Raw genomic sequence first — 23,152 nt, forward strand, 5'->3', positions numbered from 1 at the left:
GGGAAGAAAATGGCTGACGACGTATTCCAGTTCATCAACATCGCGCGCCGCGACGGCGACAAGAAGGCCGCCGAGGTGCGCGTCACCGAGTACCGCGAAATCTACGCGCCGTTCGGCGCGGAGCAGGCCCAGGAGCAGGCCGGCCGCTGCCTCGCCTGCGGCAATCCGTACTGCGAATGGAAGTGCCCGGTGCACAACTACATTCCCAACTGGCTCAAGCTGGTGCGGGAAGGCAACCTGTTCGAGGCGGCCGAGCTGTCGCACAAGACCAATTCGCTGCCCGAAATCTGCGGCCGCGTATGCCCGCAGGACCGCCTGTGCGAGGGCGCCTGCACGCTCAACACCGGCTTCGGCGCAGTGACCATCGGCCAGGTGGAAAAGTACATCTCCGACGAGGCCTTCAAGGCCGGCTGGCGTCCCGACATGAGCAAGGTGGTCGCGACCGGCAAGAAAGTCGCCGTGATCGGCGCCGGCCCCGCCGGCCTCGCTTGCGCCGACGTGCTGGTGCGCCACGGCGTCGCGCCGGTGGTGTTCGACCGCAACGAGGAAATCGGCGGGCTGCTCACCTTCGGCATCCCCGAATTCAAGCTGGAAAAGGAAGTCGTCAAGCGCCGCCGCGAGATTCTCGAAGGCATGGGCGTCGAATTCCGCCTCGCCACCGAGATCGGCAAGGATCTGCCGTTCCAGCGCCTGCTCGACGAATACGACGCGGTGTTCATGGGCATGGGCACTTACAGCTACATGAAGGGCGGCTTCCCCGGCGAGGACCTGCCGGGGGTGCTGGAAGCACTGCCGTTCCTGATCTCCAACGTGCGCAATTGTCTGAATCTGCCGGGCGAGTTCGTTTCCATGCAGGGTAAGCGTGTCGTGGTGCTGGGCGGCGGCGATACCGCCATGGACTGCAACCGCACCTCGATCCGCCAGGGCGCGGCTTCCGTCACCTGCGCCTACCGCCGTGACGAGGCCAACATGCCGGGCTCGAAACGCGAAGTGAACAATGCCCGCGAAGAAGGCGTGCAATTCCTGTGGAACCGCCAGCCGGTGGAAGTCGTCGGCAACGGCAAGGTCGAGGGCGTGAAGCTGGTCACCACCCAGCTCGGCGCGCCGGACGCGCGCGGCCGCCGCACCCCGGAAGTGATTCCGGGCAGCGAGGAAATCATCCCCTGCGACCACGTCATCGTCGCTTTCGGCTTCCGCCCCAACCCGCAGCCGTGGTTCGCCGATTTCGGCATCGCCACGGATCAAGGCGGACGCGTGGTGGCGAGCGGCAATGCGCAAGCATTCCAGACCGGCAACCCGAAAGTGTTCGCCGGCGGCGACATGGTGCGCGGCTCGGACCTGGTGGTGACGGCGGTCAACGAAGGCCGCCTGGCAGCAAAAGGTATCCTGGAATTTCTGGGCGTTTGAACATTAACCACGAGGCACACGGGGAGCAGGGGAAACCCATTCAAGCCCCGTGTTCCCCGTGCTCCCCGTGGTGATAAAACAATGAGCAAACTGAAAAACGACACCTTCCTGCGCGCCCTGCTGCGCCAGCCGACCGAATACACGCCGATCTGGATGATGCGCCAGGCCGGGCGCTACCTGCCGGAATACAACAAGACGCGCGAGCGAGCCGGCGATTTCATGTCGCTGTGCAAGAGCCCCGACCTCGCCACCGAGGTGACGCTGCAGCCGCTGGCGCGCTTTCCGCTCGATGCTGCGATTCTTTTTTCCGACATTCTCACCATCCCCGACGCCATGGGGCTGGGGCTGTATTTCTCCCACGGCGAAGGGCCGAAATTCGAGCGCCCGCTGCGCGACGAGTGGGAGATCCGCGACCTCACCGTACCCGATCCCGACGTACACCTGCGCTACGTGATGGACGCCGTGACGCAAATCCGCAAGGCGCTGGATGGCTCCGTCCCCCTCATCGGCTTTTCCGGCAGCCCGTGGACGCTGGCCTGCTACATGGTAGAGGGCGGCAGCAGCAGCGACTTCACCCTGATCAAGACCATGCTCTACAGCCGCCCCGACCTGCTGCACCACATCCTCGACATCAACGCCCGCTCCGTCACCACCTACCTCAACGCGCAGATCGAAGCCGGCGCGCAGGCCGTGATGATTTTCGACAGCTGGGGCGGCGCGCTGTCTCACGCCGCCTACCACGAGTTTTCCCTGGCCTACATGGAGAAGATCATGGGCGGCCTGATTCGCGAAAAAGATGGCGTCAAGATCCCCTGCATCGTGTTCACCAAGGGCGGCGGATTGTGGCTGGAAAGCATCGCCAACATCGGCTGCGACGCGGTCGGGCTGGACTGGACCATGGATATCGGCGAGGCACGCCGCCGCGTCGGCGACAAGGTGGCATTGCAGGGCAACCTGGACCCGACCGTGCTGTTCTCCAACCCGGAGACCATCCGTGCCGAAGCAGGCAAGATCCTGGCCTCTTACGGCCCAGGTTCCGGCCACGTATTCAATCTCGGTCACGGCATTTCCCAGTACACGAACCCTGAGCATGCCGCCACGCTGGTGAGCGCCGTGCACGAGATGAGCCGCGCTTACCATAAATAAACGCGTTTGACTCAGCTTCCTACGCGATTTATACACAGTTCTGACAAATGTCAAAACGTCAACCGGCAAAAGTCGATTTTCTGACGGACATTTGTCAACATGCTGTTTTGTATAGATAATATATAAACGCCCGCGGACTAGGCAGAAGCAAAAAGTCCTTGCCCGGCAAGCAATTACCCCTTTTGACCTGCGACTACCCACAGAGTTATCCACAGATTCTGTGGGTAACTAAAAAAGCGTTCTCACTACAGCAAGTTACTACCGAGTAAGTAGATTCGACTTGAAAAGTATGCGCCAAACTAGGGTCTGAAAATGACCCAAATACTGAAAATCGCCCTCGACGTTCCGCTTGCCACCCTGTTCGACTATCGGGCGGACAGCGCGGGTACGGAAGACATCGGCCGGCGGGTGCTGGTATCTTTCGGCCGCAGGAAAATGGTGGGCATGATCGTCGCCCTCGCCGACCACTCGGACCACCCCGCCGCGCAAATCAAGCCGGTGCTGCAGGTGTTGCGCGACAGCCCGCCGCTGCCCCAGGAAATTCTGGCCCTGCTGCAGTTTTGCAGCGACTATTACCATCACCCCCTGGGCGAGGTTATTTTTACAGCTTTGCCCCAGCGGCTGCGCTCGGATCAGCCCAACGCGCTGCCGTGCCGGCGCGCCTATGCCCTGACCACGGTCGCCCCGTCCCCGGATGAACTGCCGACACGGGCGGTGGTGCGACGCAAATTGCTGCAATTCCTGCAGCAGAGTGGGGCTGCGCCGCGCGAAGCACTGCTCGACCTTTCTTCCAGCGCAGCCAGACACGTTAAGGAAATGCTCGCACTAGGCTGGATCGAGCAAACCGAGGAAGCCATTCCGGTGCCGTCCGCTGCCCCGTCGACCGGTGCGCCGGTCCTGCCGCAACTCAACCAGGAGCAGGCGACTGTGGTGGCCGAAATTCACGCCGCTCCGCCCGGGTTCGTGCCCTGGCTGCTGCTCGGCATCACCGGCAGCGGCAAGACCGAAATCTATTTGCGCCTCACCGCCAGCCAGCTGGAACAGGGCAGGCAGGTGCTGGTGCTGGTGCCGGAGATCAACCTCACCCCCCAGCTCGAAGCCCGCTTCCGCACACGTTTTCCCGGCGTTCCCGTGGTCGCCCTGCACAGCAGCCTGAACGACACGGAACGCCTGCAGCACTGGCTGCTGGCCCAGTCCGGCGCGGCGCGCATCGTGCTCGGCACGCGCCTGGCGGTGTTCACCCCCATGTCCGATCTGGGGCTCATCATCGTGGACGAGGAACACGACAGTTCGTTCAAGCAGCAGGATGGCCTGCGCTACAGCGCGCGCGACATGGCGGTGGCACGCGCCAAGCAGCGCGACATCCCTATCCTGCTCGGTTCCGCCACGCCCTCGCTGGAAAGTTACCAGAATGCCTTGGCGGGGCGCTATCGCCTGCTACGCTTGACCCAGCGGGCGGTGGAAGAGGCGCAACTGCCCGTCATCCGCCGCATCGACCTGCGCACGGAAAAGCCGGTCGACGGCCTGACCGCACCGCTGCTGCGCGCCCTGGGCGAGAATCTCACGCGCGGGCGGCAAAGCATGGTGTTCATCAACCGCCGCGGTTACGCCCCGGTCCTGACGTGCAATCAGTGCGGCTGGATCGCGCCCTGCCTGCGCTGCTCCAGCAAGCTGGTGGTGCATCTGCGCGAAGGGCGCCTGCGCTGTCACCATTGCGGCCATGAAGAGCGCATTCCACGCGCCTGTCCGGACTGCGGCAACCCCGACCTGGCCCCCGTCGGCCAAGGCACCCAGCGCCTGGAAGACGTTCTGACAGAACATTTCCCCACCGCCCGCATCCTGCGCATCGACCGCGACAGTACGCGGCGCAAGCACGCCCTGAAAGAGATGCTGCAGGAAGTGCACGAGGAACGGGTGGACATCCTGGTGGGCACGCAGATCCTGGCCAAGGGTCACGATTTCAAGCGTCTCACCCTGGTCGGCGCACTCAACGTGGACGGCGCGCTCTACAGCGCGGATTTCCGCGCGGCGGAGCGCCTCTTCGCCCTGCTGATGCAGGTGGCGGGCCGCGCCGGTCGGGCAGCGGAAGCCGGCACCGTGCTGATCCAGACCCAGTTTCCCGACCACCCGCTGTTCGAGGCCCTGCTGCGCCAGGACTACGAAGCCTTTGCCGCAACACAGTTGGTGGAACGCAAGCAGGCGGGCTTCCCGCCATTCTGTCACCAGGCCTTGCTACGCGCCGAGGCCACGCGACTGGAAACGGCGCTCGATTTTCTGCGCAAGGCAAGAAAACTGGCCGCCGCCGACGACCCCGCGATCACGGTTTACGATGCCGTGCCCGCCCCCATGGCCCGCCTCGCCGGAAGGGAACGAGCCCAGTTGCTGGTGCAGGCGGAGTCGCGCCAGACTCTGCAGCGCTTCCTGCACCACTGGTACAGCGCCCTGTCGGCACTCCATGCGCGCCAAACCAGATGGTCTCTCGACGTCGACCCCCTCGATTTCTAGCAGCAGGTCATAGAAAGCTTTAGAATACCCAGCTTTAGCGTATTTTCCGAGCGAACGAATTGAAACAGCACCTTACCGATCTCTTTAGCCAGGCGTTGCGCGCGGTGGCTCCCGATGCAACCGATGCGAGCGTCGTGCTCGAGCGCCCCAAGCAGGCGCAGCACGGCGACTACGCCTGCAGCCTGGCCATGCAACTGGCACGGGCCATGAAACGCAGTCCACGCGACATCGCCAGCGCCCTGCTGGAAGCCCTGCCGCCTTCGCCCTGGGTGGAAAAGGCGGAAATCGCCGGCGCCGGCTTCATCAACATTTTCCTCAGCCCCGCTTCGAAGCAGCGCGTCGTGTCGATGATCCTGGAACAGGGCGACGCTTTTGGCCGAGGCACCCTGGGCAAGGGCAAGAAAGCCCAGGTGGAATTCGTGTCCGCCAATCCGACCGGGCCCTTGCACGTCGGCCACGGACGCGGCGCCGCCTTCGGCATGAGCCTGGCCAGCGTCCTTGCTGCTGCCGGCTACCAGGTCAAGCGCGAATACTATATCAACGACGCCGGCCGGCAGATGGACATCCTGGCATTGTCCACCTGGCTGCGTTACCTGGAATTGAACGGCATCGACGTTCCCTTTCCGCCCAATGGCTATCAGGGCCAGTACGTACGCGAAATGGCGCAGGAAATCAGACGCCTGCACGGCGACCGTTACGTCCACCAGCCATGGACCCTGCTGGAAGGCGTGCCGCCCCGCTCGACCGAAGAAGAGTTGAAGCAAGATGAGAAATGGGCCAAGCAGCAGAACGAATCGCACCTGGATGGCCTGATTGCCAACGCCAAGAAGCTGCTCGGCGACGATTATGCTTATTTGCACGATTTCGCCCTGACGGAACAACTGGGCGACGGGCGCAACGACCTGATGGAGTTTGGCGTCAGCTTCGACACATGGTTCTCGGAAAAATCCCTGTTCGACAGCGGCCTGGTGGCGCGCGTGGTTGAAATGCTGGACAAGAAAGGTCACCTCTACCGCCAGGACGGCGCGCTATGGTTCCGCTCCACCGCCTTCGGCGACGAAAAGGACCGCGTGGTGCAGCGCGAGAACGGCCAATACACCTATTTCGCCTCCGATATCGCCTACCACCTGAACAAGTACGAGCGCGGCTACGACATGGTCGTCAACGTCTGGGGTGCCGATCACCACGGCTACATTGCGCGCGTCAAGGGCGCCCTCAAGGCCCTGGGGCTTGACGAAAGCAAGCTGGAGATCACCCTGGTGCAGTTTGCCGTGCTCTACCGCGGCGAGGAAAAAGTCTCCATGTCCACGCGCAGCGGCGATTTCGTCACTTTGCGCGAACTGCGCCATGAAGTCGGCAACGATGCCTGCCGCTTTTTCTACGTGCGGCGCAAGAGCGACCAGCACCTGGATTTCGACCTCGAACTGGCGAAATCGCAGAGCAACGACAATCCGGTGTACTACATCCAGTACGCCCATGCACGCATCTGCAGCGTACTGGCACAGTGGGGCGGCGACGTGGACGACCTGGTCCAGGACGTCGACCTGACACTGCTGACCCTGCCGCACGAGCTGGCTCTGCTGCAGCGCCTGGAAGCTTATGGCGAAACGCTGGAAAACGCGGCGCGGGAATTCGCTCCCCACCAGATTGCTTACTATCTCTCCGACTTGGCGGGGGAACTCCACAGTTACTATAATGCCCAACAGTTCCTGGTCGAGGACGAAGGCATAAAATTTGCGCGCCTCGCCCTGATCACCGCCACCCGGCAAGTGCTCAGAAATGGCTTGAGCCTGCTCGGCGTAAGCAGCCCGGATAAAATGTAATACCACAACGTGAAGAACTCATGAGCCGCGACTACAAACCCGCACCCAAAAGCACCTCCTCGAAAAAATCCGGCAGCCCGATGCTTACCGGCATTTTCATCGGCATGTTCATCGGCCTCGCTATCGCGCTGGCCGTTGCAGTGGTCGTCAAGGGAAGCCCCAGTCCTTTCGTGGAACACAAATCCGAAGCCACGACCAACGATAAGGCTCCGCCCACCCCCGCGGCCCAGGCGGATAAACCGGCCGAAGACAAGGCCAAGCCGGCAGAAAAACCGCGATTCGATTTTTATACTATCCTGCCGGGCGTCGAGGAACCTGTCAGCGAAAACGACATCAAACAGCAGGCCTCGGAAAACGCCGCCAAGAGCCAGTATTACCTGCAGGCCGGGGCGTTCCAGAGCGAGGGGGAAGCCGATAATCTCAAGGCCAAGCTGGCTTTGATGGGTGTCGAGGCTACCATCCAGACCGTTACCGTTCCGGACAAGGGGATCTGGCACCGGGTGCGGGTCGGGCCCTACAGCAACGTGGATGATCTGAACCGGATGCGTACCACACTGACCCAGAATGGCGTAAGCGCAAGTCTGGTCAAGGTTCATGATCAGGCACAGGCGGCCGTTCCGGCGCATTAGTGTTAACACGCCCTAACTGAACAACTCAAGGAGAAACTCTGTGATGAAATTGAATTTTGCCGCGTTGCGTCTGTTGTTGGCCGCACTGTGTTTTGCCTTTTCCTGGAGCGTTCCGGCGTACGCCGAACTGGTCCTGGGCAAGCAGTACACGCTGGTTTCCCCCGCCGAACCCACGGAAACCGGCAAGAACATCGAAGTGCTGGAGTTTTTTTCCTACGCCTGCCCGCATTGCAACGCGCTGGAACCGACGCTGAATCCCTGGGCCAAGAAACTCCCCAAGGACGTCACCTTTCGCCGTCTGCCAGCGGTGTTCAACGATACTTACATGACCTATGCCAGAATATTCTATACCGCTGAAGCCATGGGTATGCTGGAAACGCTCCACCCCGCCATTTTCAATGCCGTGCATGTGCAGCACATCGATCTCAGCAACGAGAGAACGCTACAGGCCTGGGTTGCCCAGCAAGGTATCGACAGCAAGAAATTCTCCGCGATGTATGCCTCATTCTCGGTCATCAGCAAAACCCAGCGCGCCAAGCAGCTGACGCGAAACTTTGCCATTACCGGCGTGCCGTCCGTTGCGGTGGAAGGGAAATACCTCACCTCTCCGTCGCAAACCGGCGGCAATGAGCAGTTGCTGCCAGTACTGGACGACCTGATCAAGAAGGTACGCCAGGACCGTGGCGGCAAAAGCTAAGGCATGACCGTTTCGGTAATCCTGGTGGACGACCACCCTCTGTTCCGCAAGGGTCTGCTACACCTTCTGGAGAACCGTACGGATGTGAGCGTCGCGGCGCAGTTCGCCAATCTCGGCAGCGTGCGGCAATGGCTGGAGCAAGGCGGGCGGGCGGACGTTGCCCTGCTCGACCGCACGCTGGGCGAAGAAAACGGCCTCGACCTGGTGCCCGTATTGCAGCGCCATCGCGTCAAAACCATCATGCTCACCATGGCAGAAGAAGACCACGAAGTGCGCGATGCGATGGAAAAAGGCGTGGACGGCTACCTGCTCAAATCGAGCGAACCGGACCAGATCATCCAGTCCGTCATCGCCGTCACCCAGGGCAACAGTGTTTTCCCCGCGCATGTGTTGCAGAAAATCGCACGCGGCGAGTTGGGACCAAGCGCCGTCAGCAAGCTTTCGCCGCGCGAGCTCGAAATCGTCTCGTACGTCGCACGCGGCTTGAGCAACCGCGGCATTGGCGAAATTCTCGGCCTGTCCGAAAATACCGTGCGCAACCATTTGCGCAGCATCCTGGAAAAACTGGGGTTCGATAACCGGGTGCAAGTAGCAACTTTTGCGCTGGAACAGGGACTCGCAAAGCCCGGGGATGTGGTAGCCAAGGACCAGCAGCCATAGTCACAAAAGACTATTCCCGGCAAATCTCTGTGCTATACTGATTTTGCAAGTGTGATGCTTGTTTCTGTTCAATATATTTGGGCCCCGCTTTGCGGGGCCTTTCTTTTTTGGCTGGCGGGCTTGCGCTATTTTTTCTGCAATATCTCGAAACTGGCCCTCAGCCAATCGTCCCCTTTCTCGATCACCCGGCCCAAAGCAATCGAATAGCTGCGACTGCGGGCACTTAACTCGAAATGACGGCCCGGTGCATATTCCACGCTATCCATGATCAGGCTGACACCGCTTTTGTCCTCTGCATTTGGCGGCAGGTAAAGCGCGCTGACCGGCAACACGATGTCGACCGCGTCGATACCGTCGACGGTATAACCACTATGACGAGGTTTCGTCGCCTTGAGCATGACGGTAACCGGCGCCTTGGCGAGAACCTCGATACCGACATTGCGCTGGCCGGACTCCAGCAATGAAAGACGTCGAATCACGCCCACCACCCAGTTATGGCTGCGTTCCGGCTTCAGCCCCACCAGTTTGCCGAGCCGCACCCAGTCATCATGGACAGCATCTACAGTTGCGCCGAAACCGCTCGAGCTTTCGTTTTCCATCAGCCAGCGCTCGTGGTGCGCCACCTGTTGCGCTTGCTGGGTGGGCTGCGGTTGCTTTGCCTGGTTCAGTTTGGCCTGGGTGCGCTGGGTTACGAAGCCATAGAGACGCACGTCAAGCATCTCCTCGTAGCTGATTTTGACTTTCTGCTCTTCTTCCTCCTGTTTGGGCGAAAGCGCTTCGTTGTCCTGCTTAACCTGAACGCAGATTTCGAGGAAATCCTTTACCACATCAATCAGTTTTACCTTGGCTATGCGCTCCTGTTTGCGCCGTACCCGCTCCTCACCCGAGGGAGACCATTGCTGGGTTATCCGGTCGATGAATTCCAGGCATGTCGGCAGGCGACAATCTTCGCCGAGACCGAGCTTCGCCGGCGTCTCTCCATGCTGCAGCGCATCCTTGGTCTGTTTTACCCGTTCCATCAGCGCATCGCTGCCCCAGCAGCGAAACATGCTGTCCGCCGCGGGTGGCTTGCGTACGCGCCGGGGACCCTTGTCTTCGCCCAGATTGACGCAGAACACATGACGCTGCGGGTCGTAATCCCGCTCCAGCTTTAACGCCGCCGCCCAGCTGTCGAGCCACAAGTCGACCATTTCGATCTGCTTCGGAAACAGGCTGTTGGTATTGAGCACATCCAGACTCAGGAGCTGAAGGTATTCCTCGGCACAAGTCGTATGGCCCGGACACTTGGGGTAGATCAGCAGGGGCTTGCGCTCGAACTCTTCATATTCCGACAAGCGATAGAGGTTGTGAACGTGTTTCCACAATTTGGCGCCGATCGTTTCATAGCGGAAATAACGACACTTGGCCTGTTGCGCGAAATGGCGGATGGCGCGCGCGGTGATCAGGGGGATATCGTGGCGGATGTCGCTGCTGTTCGGATTCCCCACATAGGACATGACGAACATGTGATAACCCCGCGCTATTTGCCAATGAAAGGAAAAGACCGCATTCCACAAACGGCTCTCGATCTGGCGCGACATGCGCGGATTACGGAGATACTGCTGGGTCAGGGTGTGTTGCAGCTCCTGCGCCCCCTCGTCGAGATGCATCAAAACCTGCAGGCGCGCCTTGCTGGGCGGCTCCGCTTTCTCGCTGAATTCGTTGAGCAGCGTGACAATTTTTTCGTGGGCGGCAAATGTGTCGCCCATGGGTAATTCGTGCAGCCACGACGTGGCAGCCTTGAGGCTGCCCAGAGGATCGGACGAAGGGGGCGTTTTTTTTCGGCCAAACGGCAGAAAGTCGAGCATTCCTGAATTCACCAAAGCAGTTAGAGATCATGATCTTATCAGCAAACTCCGTGCCCGTTTCAATTACCCCTTCCTTTATCGCCCCGGTAAAGGACGGTATACTCGGCTCCAGACAAGTTTGACGTATTTCGAGGACGCCATGACCCACCCCGGATTTAACCCATTCTCCCTGGACAGCGACGCGGACTACCTGCAGTGGCGCGCCCGCAAGCTGGAAGACTACCCGGCACGGATGGAAGATCTGGTGGTCCATATCGACGACCCGCGCCAGCTGACCCAAGCCGAGCACGATGCCATCCTGGCCCTGTGCCGCAAGACCAACATGGCGATTTACGCCAGTCAAGTGGGAAACGTGGCTGACAAGGAAATCGCCCGTCAGTGCGGTATCAAATTCGGCCTCAAACGGCTCGACCACAACATGCTGGCCGACGATGACGGCATCACCTCGCTCGCCGTCCACGCCAGCGGCGAGCACCAGCACTATATTCCCTACACCGACCGGCCCATCAAATGGCATACGGACGGCTACTACAACCCGCCCGAGCGCCAGATCTGGGGCATGCAGCTGCACTGTGTGTGCAGCGCGGCAACGGGCGGCGAAAACGGCCTGATGGACCCGGAAATCGCCTACATCCAGCTGCGCGACGCCAACCCGGATTACATCCGCGCCCTGATGGAAGCGGACGCCATGGTCATTCCTGCGCGCATGGACGAAGACGGCGTCGCGCGCCCCGACGAAGGCGGCCCGGTGTTTTCCCTGCACCCGGTGAGCGGCGACCTGCACATGCGCTACACCGCCCGCACGCGCAGCATCCGCTGGAAAAAAGACCCCGTGCTGGAGGCTGCCGTCGCATTCCTGGAGCAGTTGTTGAACAGCGACTCGCCTTACATCTTCCACGGCCGCCTTGAGCCGGGCATGGGCCTGATCTGCAACAACGTGCTGCATGACCGCAGCGCGTTCAGCGACGACGGGGAATGCCACCGCCTGCTGTACCGGGCTCGCTACTATGACCGAATCGAAGGCACGGAGCTGGCTGCAGTGTATCCCGGCTAGCAATTCACCCCGTGCAGGGCGCACAGGAAGCGTTTGACGAACGCCAGCGTCAGCCACAGCCAGAGCAGCAGGAAAAAACTCACCAGCGGGATGTGACGGTCGAGAATGAAGCGGGGCGTGATGAAACGCACCGCCCTGACGACCGGGCGCGTCACCACCTGAAACAGCTGGTAAACGAAATTCTGCTGGCGCGCCTTGCCCGCCAGCACGGCCAACAGGCCCTGCCCCAGCAAGGCCAGAACGGCGACTTCGACAACCGCCCGCAGCGCCCGCACCAAAAACACATCGAATTGAACCACGTCTGACTTTCCCTTCCCGGAGGGTGGTAATTAGGTTGCCCTGGCCGGGCGCCCTTCCAGGTTGGGGTAGCGCACATGATCCACCAGTTCCTGTATGTCCTTGCTTGGTGCCGGGCTGATCAGGCTGCCCAGGATCACGCCGAGAATGCCGACCGGGATGCCGAAGATGCCGGCGGCGATCGGTTCGATGTCCCACCATTTGGCAGCGTTCACGCCGAAAAATGGGTAAGTCGTATACATGTAGTACATGCACACCCCCAGCCCGGCCAGCATGCCGAGGATCGCGCCCAGCTTGTTGGCGCGCCGCCAGAACACGCCCAGCACCAGAGCCGGGAAGAAGCCGGAGGCGGCCAGCGAGAACGCCGACCCCACCAGGAACAGGATGTCACCCGGCCGGTGCGACGTCACCCACGCCGCCGCGATCGCCACCAGCAACAGCAGCGCCTTGGAAGCGGCGAGACGACGGGTGCCTGAAGCATGGGGGTCGACCATCTTGTAATAAACGTCGTGCGACAAGGCGTTGGCGATGGTCAGCAACAGGCCGTCCGCCGTGGAAAGCGCGGACGCCAGACCGCCGGCCGCCACCAGGCCCGAAATCACGAAGGGCAAGCCGGCAATTTCGGGGGTAGCCAGCACGATCAGGTCGGGTCCGATAGTGACCTCCGCCAGCTGCACGATGCCGTCCTTGTTGAGGTCGGACACGCTCATCAAGGCTTTGTCGACTGCCGCCCAGGCATTCACCCAGCTCGGCAGCTCGGAGAATTTCGAGCCCACCAGGATGGTGTAAATGTCGAATTTCGCCAGCACCGCCAAGGCTGGCGCGGTGAAGTAAAGCAGGACGATGAAGAACAGGGACCAGAATACCGACTGGCGCGCTTCCTTCACGCTGGGCGTGGTGTAGTAGCGGATCAGGATGTGCGGCAGTGCGGCTGTGCCCACCATCAGGCACAGCACCAGGGCGAGGAAGTTCTTGCGCTTCTTGTTGGACTCCCTGTCGTCCTCGGCTCTGGCCCTGAATATTTCATCCGGCGACGCATGGGGGTTCGACTGAAGCAGCTGTTTCTCTGCCCCCGCGCCCGCAAACGGTTCGGCATGCGCCTTGATCGGCGCGGCTTTGGCTCTGGCGACGTCCGCCGCCTTCTTCCATTTTTCCCTGGCCCTCTCCGGGTCTAGCGGATAATCTTTGATGGCCGTTTCCAGTTTTTCGATTTCCTTGCGATCGGGAACCGGGGCGGCCCTGAGCTTGGCCAGTTTCGCCTTCATGCCGGCCGCCTCCTGCGCCAGATAGGCCGGTCCGCCGGATTCGAGCGCTTTTAGCCGCGCTTCCATGTCGGCCTGCCGGGTCCTGTAGATGGCGCGTACTTCGGCCTCCCTGGCGCCATCCGGGGTGCTTGCGTCATTCAGCACATTTTCGCGCTCGGTCACTTGTTGCAGCACCTGACCGTAGGCAATTTGCGGAACCGGGTTGCCGGTATGCTGCACCGACAGCCACACCACCGGGATCATGTAGGCGACGATCAGGATGATGTACTGCGCCACCTGGGTCCAGGTCACCGCGCGCATGCCGCCGAGGAATGAACACACCAGGATGCCGGCCAGGCCGACGAACACGCCGACCTGGAACTCGAGACCGGTGAAACGGCTGGTGATCAGCCCCACGCCGTAGATTTGCGCGATCACGTAGGTGAAGGAACAGATGATGGCGGCGAACACGCCGATGGTGCGGGGGATATTGCCGCCGTAGCGTGCGCCGAGAAAATCCGGGATCGTGAACTGGCCGAATTTCCTCAGGTAAGGGGCCAGGAACAGCGCCACCAGGCAATAGCCGCCGGTCCAGCCCATGATGTAGGCGAGGCCGTCGTAACCCTCGCTATACAGGGTTCCGGCCATGCCGATGAAGGACGCGGCGGACATCCAGTCGGCGCCGGTGGCCATGCCGTTGAAGAAGGCCGGCACGCGGCGCCCCACGACGTAGTACTCGTTCACGTCCATGGTCCGGGAACGGATGCCGATGATGGCGTAAAGCGCGATGGTCGAAAGCAGGAACACGTAGCCGATGATCTGGTTGGGCATGCCCATCTGTTCCAGGATGGCCAGGATAAAGAGAAAGCCAATAAAGCCGCCGGTATAAAAGCCGTAGAATCTTTTCAGCCGGGACTTGAACACTGCCTGATTTTGACGTGCCATGCTCAGTCGCCCTTCTCGTGGACGTCATATTCGACGTCCAGCTTGTTCATGTAATGGGCGTAGAACCAGATGATCAGGACGTACACGATGAGCGCACCCTGGGCCCCGAAATAGAACCCCAGCGGGAAACCGAGAAAGCTGATGGCGTTCAGCTCGCGGGCAAAGTAGCTGAAGACGAAGGTCACGATGAACCAGATTGCGAGCAACACGCCCGTCACGTGAAGATTTTTCTTCCAGTACTGCTTTTGCTTGTCCGTCAACTGCATGCGGGTTTCTTAAGGTTTGGGCCGGATGTTGATAATTGTCGATTATTGATGCGTGACGCCCTTTCCGGGCTGCTCGGACGGTGCCGGGCAGAGTATAGGACTTAGCTCGGAGGGGGTAAAGAGAGAAGCTTGGTCAGCCTTCCCAATTCACCCAGCGCTGCGCTTTTTCCAGATCCACCAGTCCCTTGTAGCGGGAAATGCGATGCCTCTTTGCCTGCTGCAAGGCAACCAGTAACAGCTGGGCCGTGCTGTAAGCGTCAGCCAGGGCGCTGTGGCGGGCGTAATTCCGGATACGAAAGTGATTTTGCCAATCATCGAGGGCGCGGTATTTCTTCGACAGCTCCGGATACAGCGCGGGCACGGCATAGGCAAGGTCGAGCCAGTGATGCTTGAAATCGAAGCCGAGGAATTGCCGCATAGCGCGGCGGATCATGGTTTCGTCGAACACCACGTGGAACGCAACCAGGGGGTCCTTGCCGAGGTATTCTAGGAAGGCCAGCAGCGCTTCCTGCGGGGCCATGCCCCCGGTCTGGGCGCTGCCGCCGATGCCGTGGATCAGAATGTTTTCCCTGTCGCTGGCGGTTTGCTGCTGCAGCACTACTTCAAAGCTGTCGCCCGCAGCGATCTTGCCGGCGCGCACCGCCACCGCTCCGATGGCGATCAGATGGTCCTTGGCCAGGATCAGTCCACTGGTTTCGACATCCACCACGACAAAACGCGCGGACTCCAGTTCGGCACCCGGCCCGATGGCGGGCAACGCCTGCCATGCCGCCAGGCGTGATTCAAGCTCCGGGGTCAGGTCCGGTTTGCGGCTAAAGAAATGCATGAGCCTCTTCATGGCGGCTTTCTCGGGGGAGATTGGAATCATGATACGCGCCGCGAATGCAGCGTCAAAAACAAAAAGCCCCCTGGCGCGAACCAGGGGGCTGAGAGGGTTAAGGCCGGCACTGCTTAGTGCGCGGTGGCCGCCTCCGCGTTGATGCCGGTGTTCTGGCGCACGTAGAGCTCGTCCCACATCTCATCCGCGCGCTTGTCGCGGGTCAGCAGGGAGCCGAGAATCACCATCAGGAAGCCCAGCGGGATGGAGAGAAGACCGGGGTTCTTGAGCAGGAAGAATGGTTTTTCCAGGCCCATCAGGCTGGTGGTCTGGCCTGCCATCTTCTTCAGATCCTCCTCTGCCTTGTCGTTGGATTTCTTCACTTTGTCGAACTCGCCCTGGATTTTCGTTTTCTCGGCTTCATCTGTCGCCGCATCCAGCTTGGCTTTCAGCGTTGCCAGTTTTTCCCGGGTACCGGGCTTGGCTGGCTTGGCTGGTTCGGCGGCCTTGGCTGGTTCGGCTTTCTTGCAGCCTTCCAGCGCGAACAGCTCGCACACGAAGCCGGTTCCTGGCTGGGCCGGAACCGCATCCTTCGCTTCGCTCGCCGGTTCGCCGTCCAGGACCTTGTTCGCGGCCTTGATCACGGCTTTGGGGTAGGTCATGTTGGGGGAAATCAGCACCAGTCCGATGGCGGCGATGGAGCCGACCAGCATGCCGGCTATGATGCCGGTGGTGTTGCATTTCTTCCAGTACAGCGTGAGGAACACCGCCGGCAGGTTGCTCGATGCCGCCACGGCAAAAGCCAGCGCTACCAGGTGGGCGACGTTCTGCCCCTTGGCCAGGATACCCACCGTAATCGCGATCACGCCTACGATCACGGAAGATACGCGGGCTGCCACGACTTGCTCCTGAGGCGTGGCCTTGTCGCCGCGGATCACGCCGACATAGATGTCGTGCGCCATGGCGGAAGCCGCTGCCAGCACCAGGCCTGCGACCACCGCGACGATGGTGGCGAATGCCACGGCCGCGACGAAAGCCAGCATGAAATTGCCGAGCATGGAGTCCGCGCCGCCGCCCAGGAACTGCGCCAACAGCGGGCCGGCCATGTTGCCGCCGGCATCGATCGAGGCGATCTTGGCCGGGCCGACCAGCATTGCTGCACCGGTGCCGAGGAACAGGGTCAGCACGTAGAAACCGCCGATGATCGCCATCGCCCAGATTACCGACAAGCGAGCGGCCTGTGCCGTCGGCACGGTGAAGAAGCGCATCAGGATGTGCGGCATACCTGCGGTACCGAGCACCAGCGCCATCCCCAGGGAAATCTGGTCAATCGGGCTCTTGAGGAACAGGCCGGGCTCGAGGAAGCGCTGGCCCAGTTCTGCCGGGGTCATGGTAGCTGCCTTGTCGCCCAGCAGTTTGGCGACTTGGGCAACGACTTTCTCGTCGCCCACCACCGCTTGCAGGTAGCCCGGCAGGCTGAAGCCGTAAGGCGCCCATACCAGCGTCACCAGCAGGATCGACGCCATCACCAGCAGCACCGCCTTGGTGATCTGTACCCAGGTGGTGGCCTTCATGCCGCCGAACACCACGTAGGCCAGCATCAGGACGCCGACGCCGATCACCGAAATTTCATAATCGATACCGATCAGGGTCTTGATCAGCACGCCGCCGCCGACCATTTGCGCGGTCAGGTAGAAGGTGGACACGGTGATGGTGGAAAGTGCGGCCACGGTCTTGGTCTTCTTCGGGTCGTTACGGAAGGCCAGAATGTCGCCCATGGTGTACTTGCCGATGTTGCGGCAGGGTTCGGCGATCACCAGCAGCACGGTGATGTAAGCCACCAGCCAGCCCACCGAGTACATGAAACCGTCGTAGCCGTAGAGCGAGATCAGCCCGGCAATGCCGAGGAAGGACGCGGCGGACAGGTAGTCGCCGGCAATCGCCCAGCCGTTCTGGATGCCGCTCACCGAGCGTCCGGCAGCGTAGAACTCGGAGGTGGTATGGGTGGTTTTTGCCGCCCAGAAGGTGATCGCCATGGTGATGGCGATAATCACGCCGAACACCGCGAAGGTCATCCACTTGAACTCGTCGGCGACCGCGCCACCCGCCGCGCAGGCGGAGCCGCTGGCCAGCAGCGCGGCAGCGGACAAGGCGAGCTTGTTGAAGGTTTTACTCATGTCAGGCTCCCAGTTTGTGCGCATCGTTGATGATTTCCTGCGCCATGGTGTCGAATTCGGCATTGGCTTTCTTCGAGTAAACGAAGGCGATGGTCCAGGCCACGACAAATTCCGACAGGGCAAACAGAATGCCGACATTGACCACGCCCCACACCTTGATCTTGAACAGATCCTGGTAATAGGCAGCGCCGATCGGCAGCAGGAAATAATAAATGATCGAGAAAATCATCAACCCCCACAGGAAGGTCGTTTTCTTGCGATGCAGCGCCTGGAACCTGGGATCGGCATCGATCGCCGCCCAGTTCATTTCGCGTTTTGACATTTCATATCCTCCAATTAGAATTGCTTCACAACAGTGGGCTGGCTGTACACTCCACCATCCGCTTTTTAAACCATAGCGCGCTCGTCTTACACAAAACTTACAATACTTTGATTACCTACTTATGCGCATCCTGATTGCCGAAGACGATGAAGTGCTGGCCGACGGCCTGTGCCGCTCCATGTCGCGCAACGGCTATGCCGTCGATTGCGTCGGCGACGGGATGGACGCGGACCTGATGCTCAAGGGAGATCAGCCCTTCAACCTGGTGATCCTCGACCTCGGCCTGCCGCGCCTGGATGGACTGTGCGTGTTGCGCAACCTGCGCGAACGCAACCAGCAGGTCCCGGTCATCATCCTGACTGCCCGGGACGGGGTGGCGGACCGGGTCAAGGGTCTCGACCTGGGCGCGGACGATTACCTGGTCAAGCCGTTCTGCCTGCCGGAGCTCGAAGCGCGCGTGCGCGCCCTGATGCGACGCGGCCAGTGCGGCGTGAATCCGGTGTTCTCCTGCGGCACGCTGAGCTTCGACAGCGTGGGGCGCCGCGCCGCCATCAACGGCGAGTCGCTGGAGCTGACCACGCGCGAGACGGGCGTACTGGAGGCATTGATGTCGCACACCGGCTGGGTGGTCAGCAAGGACCAGCTCCTGGAGCACCTTTACAGCTATGCCGAGGAGGCAAGCGCCAACGCCATCGAGGTCTACATCCACCGCCTGCGCAAGAAAATCGAGGTCGCGGGCGTGACGATTCGCAATATCCGCGGACTCGGCTACGTTATCGACAAGGTTTCCCCCTAGGGCGTGTTAACACGCCCTAGGCACCCTGCAGAATGATCACGATGGAAGACGAAGTTCTTTCCCTGCACGACCGCCTCATGAACTGGCTGCTGACGCCGCTGTTCCTGCTGTGGCTGTTCAGCACGGTGGCGGGCTACGTAGCCACCCTGAACTACGCCAGCCAGCCTTACGACCGGGCGCTGCTGGAACGGGCACAATCGCTGGCAGCGCAAATGAAGCTGGGCAGCGGCCGGGAGCGCCTCGATGTCACACCGACGCTTCCCGCTGGCGGCGCCCCCGGCGAACAGGACCGCATGTATTACAGTGTCAGCAATGAGGAGGGGCGGATGCTGGTCGGCAACGCAGACTTGGCACGCCCCATCTCATACCGCGGCGGCAAAACGGGTCCGCTGTTCAGCAACACGGAGCATGGCGGGGAAAAAACCCGCATGGTGAGCCTGGTTTACCCCGGCCCGCCCGGTTCGCCGTCTTTCCAGCTGCATATGTCGGAAACCACGCATCAGCGCCAGGCCAGCATCCGCGGCATTTTCGCCAACATCGTGATCCCCCAGCTGCTGCTGATCGTGATCGCGGTGGGCGCCGTATGGTATGCGCTCAAGCAGGGGCTGGAGCCCCTGGAACGATTGCGGCAGGACGTCACGCTGCGGCACCGCGACGATCTGAGCCGGCTGGATGAAACCCAGGCACCGGCGGAAGTGCGCCCGCTGATCAACGCCGTGAACGACCTGCTGGAGCGCTTGAAGCAGGTGATGCTGGCGCAGCAGCGCTTCGTCGCCGATGCCGCTCACCAGCTGCGCACCCCTTTTGCCGGACTGAAAACCCAGACCGAGCTGGCGTTGCGGGAGACGGAACCGGAGCGCAAGCAGTACGCGCTGCAACAGATACTCACCAGCGCCAAGCGCGGCAATCACCTGGTAAACCAGCTCCTGGCGCTGGCGCGCAACGAACCGGGGGGCCAGGGCGCCGAAACCTTCGCACCGCTCGACCTCAACCGCCTGGCTCAGGAGTGCACCGTGAACTGGGTGCCCATGGCACTGGAAAAGGGGATGGACCTCGGTTTCGAGGGCATTTCCCAGGTCGCACCCTTGCGTGGCGACGCCGCGAGCCTGACCGAAATGCTCGGCAACCTGATCGACAATGCAATTCGTTACACCCAGGCGGGCGGACAGGTCACGGTAAGCGTGGATTACGAGCACGGCGGAGCGGTGCTGCGCGTAGTCGATAACGGCCCTGGCATCGCGCCTCCCCACCGCGAGCGGGTTTTCGAGCGCTTTTACCGCGTGCTCGGCAGCGGTCAGAGCGGCAGCGGGATTGGCCTCGCCATCGTGGCGGAAGTGGCGAAACGCCACGGCGCCACGATCACGCTGAACGCTGGGCCGCACGACAAAGGGACGCTGGTTACCATCCGCTTTCCGCATCACGGCACTTAAAAAGAGAAATATTTCTCCATCACCGCCTGCAGCTTGCGCGCCTGGCGGAAAGCCTCCTTGAGAATGCGCCGGTCGAGGTTGTTGAGCTTGTCCGGGTCAACCCGGTTGGACAGCGCCGCGCCCGCTTCGCACTGCTCGTGCTGCAGGCGCAGGCGCAACAGCTGGAGATAGAGAAAGGCCTCGATCCAGCCCTCCACGTCGTTCTTTTTCATGTCCCAGGCTTCGCTGCTTGCGCGCAGGCGACGGATGGTCGAAGTTTCTGCAACGCCGGCGGCCAGGCCGAAGATGCGTGCGGCATCGACAAAGGGCGACACGCCGTTGAGCTTGAGATCCAGCGTGCCGCCGTCCACCACGAAATCGCGCACCATTCCCAGCGGCGGACGGTTGCCCAGGGCGTTCTGCACCATGTGCCGCAGGAACAGGCGGTTATCCTTGATTTTGGCGTTGAGCCACTCACGCAACTCGTATGCCAGCTCATGGCGACCGAACAGCGGGCGGAAGTCGAAGAAAATGGTGGCATTGAGCAAAACCGGCGCATCGCCGCGCTGTATCCACTCCGAGAAAGCCCCCTTCCACTCTTCGAGCGACAGGCACCACTTCGGGTTGGAGGCCATCACCTGGCCCTTGCACAGCGGAAAGCCGCAGGCGTCCAGCGCCGCGTTGATACGCTCGGCCAGCGGCAATAGCGTGCGGCGGATTTCTTCCGCCGTCGCACCCTCCGGGACGCTGAAGATGATCCCGTTGTCCTGGTCGGTGTTGAGCGTCTGTTCGTAGCGCCCTTCGCTGCCCAGCGCCAGCCAGCACACGCCCAGTTCACACAGTTCGCTGTGGCTGATGCCCTGGGCCTGGCATTCCAACTCGATCAGGCGCTGGGTGAGCAGGTCGTTGAGGGTGGAGATGAACTGGGTGAGCTGTTCCGCCGCGACCCCTTGGGCGAGCATGTTGTGGGCGAGCTGGCGGATGTCCTGGGCGCTCTGCTTGAGCTGTTCGAGGCCCTGGCTGTTGCGGATGGCGCTGCTGATTTGCCTGAGGCCGACGCGCTGCAGGGTGAAAAGGTCCTTTTCCGAAATGATGCCGACGAGCTTGTGCTGGTCGGTGACCAGCACGTGTCGGATGCCGTCGCGGACCATGGCAAGGGCGGCTTCATAGGCAAGAGTCTGAGGCGGCAGCGTGGTGAGCCGCGTGCTCATGATGCCGATGATGGGTTGCGCGAGGTCGGCGCCGGGCAGGGCGACGCGGTTGAGGACGTCGTGCAGGGTGAAAATGCCGACCGGGGTGTTGTTCTCTACGGCGATCATGGCGCCGATGCCGAGGTCATGCAGGGTTTGCAGGACGTCCCGGATGGGGGTGTCGGGAGAACAAGTGACGGGCTCGCGCCGGATGATGGCGCTGAGGGGGCTGTTCATCGATTGCTGCGTGCTGCTGGTCTGGGCGTACTGGGCCTGGATGATGTGTTTGGACTGCTCCAGCAGGTTGGCGATGCGCCGGGTGCAGAAGTCGTGGAAGGCCTCGCTGCGGTGGGTGAGCTGGTGAAAATCCTCGACGCCCAGTTCGTAGCAGAACAGGTCTTCGCCGGCTCGGTAGGTGCTGGTAACGGGACGTTTGGAAAGCAGCGCGCCGAGTGGGAAGCATTCGCCTTCGTGCAGTTCGAGCCAGGCTGTATCTTCCTGTGCCTGCACGACACCCTGTTCGCCCAGGACTACGCCTTGTTTGATGATGAAAAATTTATGCGCATCGCCCTGTTCGGGTGAGAGCACTACCTCGCCCTTGGCGTAGTAGCCGACCTCCAGGCGCGCGCTCAGCCACTCCAGGTCCCCTCGCTCCATGCGGTCGAACGGCGCATGGCGGCGAAGATGCTCGGCGGTGGCCTGAATGAGTGTGTTGTTTTCCGCTGCCATGATTCCTCCGCTGTTTTCGTACCTAAAGCTCAGGACAGCTTGATGCGCAGCGCCAGATCGGTGCGCGAATCCGCGTTGCGCAACGCATCTTCATAGCTGATCCGCCCACCTTTATAAAGCTTGAAGAGGCTTTCGTCGAAAACCTGCATGCCTTCTTCGATGCCTTTCTTCATCGCCTCTTTCAATACGTCAACCTTGCCGTTCTGGATCAGTTCGGAAACATAAGCCGACTGCAGAAGCACCCCCGTTGCCAGCGCCTGCTTGCCGTTGGTGCCGGGCAACAAGCGCTGTGCAATCACACCCTTCAGATTGAGAGACAAATCGAGCAAGACCTGACGACGGATATCTTCGGGGAAATAATTGATAATGCGCTCAATCGCCTGATTCGCGTTGTTGGAGTGCATGGTGGAGATGCACAGCACGCCGGCTTCCGCGTACATGATCGCATGCTGCGCGGTCTCCCGATCTCGGATCTCGCCGATGACGATGACGTCCGGTGCCTCGCGCATCGCGTTGCGCAGGGCATCCCCGAACGACAGCGTGTCCAGCCCGACCTCGCGCTGCTCGACCACCGACCTGCCATGCGCGAAACAATATTCGATCGGGTCCTCGATGGTCAGGATATGCCCATCCATGTGCTTGGCACGGTAATCGACCATCGCAGCCATGGTTGTGCTTTTCCCGGTCCCGGCTGCCCCCACCATCAGCACCAGCCCTCGCCTGAGCAAGGAAAGCTCGCGCGCCTGCTGCGGCAAGCCCAGTTCGTCAAACGACGGAATGGTCGATTTGATCTGGCGTATGGCCACCGACACTTCGCCGCGCTGGTAGTAGACGTTCAGGCGGAAACGGCCAATGCCGTCGACCGACACCGCAAAGTTGGATTCCTTGGTCTCCTCGAACTCCTTGCTCTGGCGCTTGGTCATGAAGGCGTACGCCAGCGCTTTCGACTCGCCCGCTTTGAGCGCGGGCATATCGACCGGGCTGGTTACTCCATCGATCTTGATATGCGGGGGGGTCTCGGCCGTCAAAAGCAGATCGGACGCACCTTTGTCCACCATCAGCTGCAAAAGGCTTCTCGTATCGCTCATTTCCTCTCCCTCCCGTCCCGATTTTAACAATCGGGACGGTTATCGGGTCTGCAAATCCGGTTTGATATTGTTCAGCTCACCATACCTGAACAGGCGCAGTTGAG

The 23,152-nt window shown here is 61.2% G+C and carries 19 protein-coding genes; 10 read left to right on the forward strand and 9 right to left on the reverse strand.

Annotated elements, in window-relative coordinates; translation table 11 throughout:
- Positions 1 to 9: 9 nt before the first annotated feature.
- The 7 genes from SKTS_RS18510 (at position 10) to SKTS_RS18540 (ending at position 8,867) form a co-directional block, all read left to right on the forward strand.
- Positions 10 to 1,407 carry an FAD-dependent oxidoreductase gene (locus SKTS_RS18510; protein WP_173068641.1) on the forward strand — a complete coding sequence of 466 codons (1,398 nt, stop codon included), beginning with the start codon at positions 10 to 12 and terminating at the stop codon, positions 1,405 to 1,407.
- 81 nt (positions 1,408 to 1,488) lie between these two features.
- Positions 1,489 to 2,553: a uroporphyrinogen decarboxylase gene (gene hemE, locus SKTS_RS18515; protein ID WP_173068643.1), complete on the forward strand. Its 1,065-nt coding sequence runs from the start codon at positions 1,489 to 1,491 to the stop codon at positions 2,551 to 2,553.
- 312 nt (positions 2,554 to 2,865) lie between these two features.
- A complete protein-coding gene (locus tag SKTS_RS18520; protein WP_173068646.1) occupies positions 2,866 to 5,058 on the forward strand; it encodes a primosomal protein N' in 2,193 nt (730 codons plus the stop codon).
- Positions 5,059 to 5,117: 59 nt separating this feature from the next.
- Positions 5,118 to 6,881, forward strand: coding sequence for an arginine--tRNA ligase (gene argS / locus SKTS_RS18525; protein ID WP_173068649.1), 1,764 nt, complete (start codon positions 5,118 to 5,120; stop codon positions 6,879 to 6,881).
- Between the two features lie 20 nt (positions 6,882 to 6,901).
- A complete protein-coding gene (locus SKTS_RS18530; RefSeq protein WP_173068651.1) occupies positions 6,902 to 7,510 on the forward strand; it encodes an SPOR domain-containing protein in 609 nt (202 codons plus the stop codon).
- Between the two features lie 43 nt (positions 7,511 to 7,553).
- Positions 7,554 to 8,207 carry a thiol:disulfide interchange protein DsbA/DsbL gene (locus SKTS_RS18535; RefSeq protein WP_173068654.1) on the forward strand — a complete coding sequence of 218 codons (654 nt, stop codon included), beginning with the start codon at positions 7,554 to 7,556 and terminating at the stop codon, positions 8,205 to 8,207.
- 3 nt (positions 8,208 to 8,210) lie between these two features.
- Positions 8,211 to 8,867, forward strand: coding sequence for a response regulator (locus SKTS_RS18540; protein WP_173068657.1), 657 nt, complete (start codon positions 8,211 to 8,213; stop codon positions 8,865 to 8,867).
- Positions 8,868 to 8,992: 125 nt separating this feature from the next.
- On the opposite strand, the gene SKTS_RS18545 is transcribed toward SKTS_RS18540, so the two are convergent.
- Positions 8,993 to 10,714: a hypothetical protein gene (locus SKTS_RS18545; RefSeq protein ID WP_173068660.1), complete on the reverse strand. Its 1,722-nt coding sequence runs from the start codon at positions 10,712 to 10,714 to the stop codon at positions 8,993 to 8,995.
- 118 nt (positions 10,715 to 10,832) lie between these two features.
- Between SKTS_RS18545 and SKTS_RS18550 the strand changes: the two genes are divergently transcribed.
- Positions 10,833 to 11,768 (forward strand): TauD/TfdA family dioxygenase, encoded by a 936-nt coding sequence (locus SKTS_RS18550; RefSeq protein WP_244617393.1) that lies wholly within the window; start codon positions 10,833 to 10,835, stop codon positions 11,766 to 11,768.
- Here the strand turns inward: SKTS_RS18550 and SKTS_RS18555 are convergent.
- The 6 genes from SKTS_RS18555 to SKTS_RS18580 form a co-directional block, all read right to left on the reverse strand.
- The gene (locus tag SKTS_RS18555; protein ID WP_173068663.1) at positions 11,765 to 12,067 is read right to left on the reverse strand and encodes a hypothetical protein; all 303 of its coding nucleotides are present in this window, start codon (positions 12,065 to 12,067) and stop codon (positions 11,765 to 11,767) included. The two genes, SKTS_RS18550 and SKTS_RS18555, sit on opposite strands and share 4 nt — an antisense overlap.
- A gap of 30 nt (positions 12,068 to 12,097) precedes the next feature.
- Positions 12,098 to 14,254: a sodium:solute symporter family protein gene (locus SKTS_RS18560; protein WP_173068666.1), complete on the reverse strand. Its 2,157-nt coding sequence runs from the start codon at positions 14,252 to 14,254 to the stop codon at positions 12,098 to 12,100.
- 2 nt (positions 14,255 to 14,256) lie between these two features.
- The gene (locus SKTS_RS18565; protein ID WP_173068669.1) at positions 14,257 to 14,520 is read right to left on the reverse strand and encodes a DUF4212 domain-containing protein; all 264 of its coding nucleotides are present in this window, start codon (positions 14,518 to 14,520) and stop codon (positions 14,257 to 14,259) included.
- Between the two features lie 133 nt (positions 14,521 to 14,653).
- On the reverse strand, positions 14,654 to 15,388 hold the full coding sequence (locus SKTS_RS18570; RefSeq protein ID WP_244617394.1) for a 3'-5' exonuclease: 735 nt from the start codon (positions 15,386 to 15,388) through the stop codon (positions 14,654 to 14,656).
- 83 nt (positions 15,389 to 15,471) lie between these two features.
- On the reverse strand, positions 15,472 to 17,514 hold the full coding sequence (locus SKTS_RS18575) for a solute symporter family protein (RefSeq protein ID WP_173068672.1): 2,043 nt from the start codon (positions 17,512 to 17,514) through the stop codon (positions 15,472 to 15,474).
- Between the two features lies 1 nt (position 17,515).
- Positions 17,516 to 17,836, reverse strand: a complete 321-nt coding sequence (locus SKTS_RS18580) for a DUF485 domain-containing protein (RefSeq protein WP_173068675.1) — start codon at positions 17,834 to 17,836, stop codon at positions 17,516 to 17,518.
- 121 nt (positions 17,837 to 17,957) lie between these two features.
- Here SKTS_RS18580 and SKTS_RS18585 point away from each other — a divergent pair, with 121 nt between their 5' ends.
- Together SKTS_RS18585 and SKTS_RS18590 are read left to right on the forward strand one after the other, a co-directional pair.
- Positions 17,958 to 18,632 (forward strand): response regulator transcription factor, encoded by a 675-nt coding sequence (locus SKTS_RS18585; protein ID WP_173068678.1) that lies wholly within the window; start codon positions 17,958 to 17,960, stop codon positions 18,630 to 18,632.
- A gap of 32 nt (positions 18,633 to 18,664) precedes the next feature.
- Positions 18,665 to 20,062 (forward strand): sensor histidine kinase, encoded by a 1,398-nt coding sequence (locus SKTS_RS18590; protein ID WP_173068680.1) that lies wholly within the window; start codon positions 18,665 to 18,667, stop codon positions 20,060 to 20,062.
- Here the strand turns inward: SKTS_RS18590 and SKTS_RS18595 are convergent.
- Positions 20,059 to 21,960 carry a DUF294 nucleotidyltransferase-like domain-containing protein gene (locus tag SKTS_RS18595; RefSeq protein WP_173068682.1) on the reverse strand — a complete coding sequence of 634 codons (1,902 nt, stop codon included), beginning with the start codon at positions 21,958 to 21,960 and terminating at the stop codon, positions 20,059 to 20,061. The genes SKTS_RS18590 and SKTS_RS18595 overlap by 4 nt on opposite strands.
- A 29-nt stretch (positions 21,961 to 21,989) precedes the next feature.
- A complete protein-coding gene (locus SKTS_RS18600) occupies positions 21,990 to 23,048 on the reverse strand; it encodes a PilT/PilU family type 4a pilus ATPase (protein WP_173068684.1) in 1,059 nt (352 codons plus the stop codon).
- Between the last annotated feature and the right edge of the window lie 104 nt (positions 23,049 to 23,152).

Origin of the sequence: Sulfurimicrobium lacus (genome assembly GCF_011764585.1) — a bacterium.
GTDB classification, from domain to species: domain Bacteria; phylum Pseudomonadota; class Gammaproteobacteria; order Burkholderiales; family Sulfuricellaceae; genus Sulfurimicrobium; species Sulfurimicrobium lacus.

Excerpts from the sequence above, each read along its gene's own strand:
- SKTS_RS18575 (WP_173068672.1), bottom strand. The coding sequence starts at position 17,514 with ATGAGTAAAACCTTCAACAAGCTCGCCTTGTCCGCTGCCGCGCTGCTG.
- SKTS_RS18585 (WP_173068678.1), top strand. The coding sequence starts at position 17,958 with ATGCGCATCCTGATTGCCGAAGACGATGAAGTGCTGGCCGACGGCCTG.
- SKTS_RS18535 (WP_173068654.1), top strand. The coding sequence starts at position 7,554 with ATGAAATTGAATTTTGCCGCGTTGCGTCTGTTGTTGGCCGCACTGTGT.
- SKTS_RS18590 (WP_173068680.1), top strand. The coding sequence starts at position 18,665 with ATGATCACGATGGAAGACGAAGTTCTTTCCCTGCACGACCGCCTCATG.
- SKTS_RS18580 (WP_173068675.1), bottom strand. The coding sequence starts at position 17,836 with ATGTCAAAACGCGAAATGAACTGGGCGGCGATCGATGCCGATCCCAGG.
- SKTS_RS18600 (WP_173068684.1), bottom strand. The coding sequence starts at position 23,048 with ATGAGCGATACGAGAAGCCTTTTGCAGCTGATGGTGGACAAAGGTGCG.
- SKTS_RS18560 (WP_173068666.1), bottom strand. The coding sequence starts at position 14,254 with ATGGCACGTCAAAATCAGGCAGTGTTCAAGTCCCGGCTGAAAAGATTC.
- SKTS_RS18595 (WP_173068682.1), bottom strand. The coding sequence starts at position 21,960 with ATGGCAGCGGAAAACAACACACTCATTCAGGCCACCGCCGAGCATCTT.
- SKTS_RS18545 (WP_173068660.1), bottom strand. The coding sequence starts at position 10,714 with ATGCTCGACTTTCTGCCGTTTGGCCGAAAAAAAACGCCCCCTTCGTCC.
- SKTS_RS18570 (WP_244617394.1), bottom strand. The coding sequence starts at position 15,388 with ATGATTCCAATCTCCCCCGAGAAAGCCGCCATGAAGAGGCTCATGCAT.
- SKTS_RS18510 (WP_173068641.1), top strand. The coding sequence starts at position 10 with ATGGCTGACGACGTATTCCAGTTCATCAACATCGCGCGCCGCGACGGC.
- SKTS_RS18530 (WP_173068651.1), top strand. The coding sequence starts at position 6,902 with ATGAGCCGCGACTACAAACCCGCACCCAAAAGCACCTCCTCGAAAAAA.
- SKTS_RS18540 (WP_173068657.1), top strand. The coding sequence starts at position 8,211 with ATGACCGTTTCGGTAATCCTGGTGGACGACCACCCTCTGTTCCGCAAG.
- SKTS_RS18565 (WP_173068669.1), bottom strand. The coding sequence starts at position 14,520 with ATGCAGTTGACGGACAAGCAAAAGCAGTACTGGAAGAAAAATCTTCAC.
- hemE (WP_173068643.1), top strand. The coding sequence starts at position 1,489 with ATGAGCAAACTGAAAAACGACACCTTCCTGCGCGCCCTGCTGCGCCAG.
- SKTS_RS18520 (WP_173068646.1), top strand. The coding sequence starts at position 2,866 with ATGACCCAAATACTGAAAATCGCCCTCGACGTTCCGCTTGCCACCCTG.